We start from the raw sequence: 2079 nt of genomic DNA, 5'->3' as shown, positions 1-2079 counted from the left end.
TTGCCCCGCGATCAATTGCATGAGCGAATAGCTCACGTAGAACGCACTCAACAGCAAACCCGCAGACTGAGCATCGAGGTTGAAATCCTTTGAGATAGGGACAATCGAGATGCTCATTGCCATGCGATCGGCATTGGCCAATATCCACGAAATCAGAAGCATTACGAGCACGAACGCTTTTCTCTTGCCAGAGTAATTCGTGATTTTTGTTGAGTCGAAATCAGTCGCTGACGAAGAGGGCATCGCGTTTTGTTCAATTGGATGGTTCATGGGCCTGGTCTCGCGAGGGAGAATGATTGCGCCGTTTAAAAAAACCTGATCGAACGTTGATCTAGGCGCCGCGTCGCCGGATAACCTGGCCGGCATGCATGTCCATCGATATTCCGTTTTCGCAAGCAAGCTGCCCGTTGACGAACACGACGTCGATCCCCACGCTCACTTGCGTCGGATGCTCAAAAGACGCGCGGTCTTCGATGCGACTTTCGTCGAACACGACGAGATCAGCGTAATGCCCTTTAGCGATCAGTCCGCGGCCCTTCAAGCCAAAGCGGCGCGCGCTCAGCCCGGTCATCTTGTAGATCGCCGTCTCAAGGGAAAACAGGCGCCGGGTACGCACGTAGTGGCCAAGCACACGCGGAAACGTGCCCCATAGGCGTGGATGCGGGCTCTGGTCGTGCGCTAAGCCGTCTGAACCTACCATCGCCATCGGGTGCGAGAGAATGCGCTCTACGTCCTCATCGCTCATCGCGAAGTACACCGCTCCCGCAGGAGACAAAGCGTCTGCCAAGGATTCGGGATCAGTGCCTCGGGCTTTCGCAAGCTTGAACAGGGATTGCCCGGCCGCGGTCGGGTCTGCTTTCGACCACGTCACGAGTACCTCATCCGACTGTCGCACGCGAGACGCCAACAACATGGTTGACGACGCGTTGTACGGATAACAGTCAAAGCAAACGGGTTGATGCCGGGACGCTTGCTCGATCATGGCGAGCGTTTGAGCTGAGCGGCCGTGGTTATCACGACCCACGAGCTTGTGATGCGAGAGCACGGTATCGATGTTCAATGCACGGCCGATATGCATTGCTTCGCGCATGGCATCGTCGATCGCATCGCCTTCGTCGCGTAAGTGCATCGTCACGATACCGGCTGCATGAGTCAGTGGAGCACCTACAGCAATGACTTCGGCGGCCGTTGCGTGTCGAGCGGGCGGATAGTAAAGCCCAGTCGACATGCCGATTGCGCCCGCCGTGAGCGCATCCTCCAAATCTTTCGACATGCGCACGGCTTCATCATGAGTGGCTTCGCGATCCAGGCGGCTCATTTGACGAACGCGCAACGTGGAATGTCCGACCAGGCACGCGGCATTCAGCGCCGGCCGAGCGCGTTCCAATTCATCCAGGTAGTCGCTGAAACGTTCAAAACGCCATGCGTCGTTGCCTAAAAGATCCAACGGTGGCGGCGGCTTTTGAGATAAGAGCGGGGCGAGACTGATGCCGCAATTTCCCGTGATAACCGTCGTCACTCCTTGTGATAGCTTTGGATGTGGGCCGTCGGCCACATCAAGCAGCAGGCGGTCGTCGTGGGTGTGCACATCGATAAAACCAGGCGCAACGATGCGCCCGGTCGCGTCGTAACGTTTGTCGGCAAGGAGTCCACTGAGGTCGCCAAGTTGGACAATCTCACCGGCACGAATGCCGACGTCGCACCGCCTCCGAGCGTCTCCCGTGCCATCGATAACTGTTCCGCCTTCTATAACGAGATCAAACATTCAAGTATCCAAATTAGTTCGGTAAAGCATCTTGCGAGCATCATCGATTCACCAATTTTGATTGGCAAACCACTTTTCCTCCGGTTAACATGAGGAAACCTCATGCAACGCCGCGAGCTTCACTGAACGGACGCGAAAAAGCTCGCAACATTCCTGCTTTTTCTTCATGGATAATTATGTTTCATGCACCTTCGACGCAGTCGCTGCTTTGCTTCGAGGCAAGCGCGCGGCTGCGGTCTTTCACTGCTGCGGCGAAGGAACTACACCTGACCCAAGGCGCAATAAGCCGACAGATTCAAACACTGGAGGAACGC

2 protein-coding genes and 1 pseudogene are annotated in these 2079 nt (G+C 56.0%); 1 reads left to right on the top strand and 2 read right to left on the bottom strand.

Annotation, left to right across the window (positions count from 1 at the left end; all coding sequences use genetic code 11):
• Both ACFFAR_RS31580 and ACFFAR_RS31575 read right to left on the bottom strand, forming a co-directional pair.
• A pseudogene (locus ACFFAR_RS31580) lies at positions 1 to 270 on the bottom strand (MFS transporter); the annotation flags it as partial.
• Positions 271 to 331: 61 nt separating this feature from the next.
• A complete protein-coding gene (locus tag ACFFAR_RS31575; RefSeq protein ID WP_375509271.1) occupies positions 332 to 1765 on the bottom strand; it encodes an amidohydrolase family protein in 1434 nt (477 codons plus the stop codon).
• Positions 1766 to 1854: 89 nt separating this feature from the next.
• On the opposite strand from ACFFAR_RS31575, the gene ACFFAR_RS31570 reads away from it, so the two are divergent.
• On the top strand, positions 1855 to 2079 hold a 225-nt coding region (locus tag ACFFAR_RS31570; protein WP_375509270.1), incomplete at its 3' end, for a LysR family transcriptional regulator.

This window comes from uncultured Caballeronia sp., from assembly GCF_964243625.1.
GTDB lineage: Bacteria > Pseudomonadota > Gammaproteobacteria > Burkholderiales > Burkholderiaceae > Caballeronia.
This window is presented reverse-complemented; position numbering and strand designations above follow the sequence as displayed.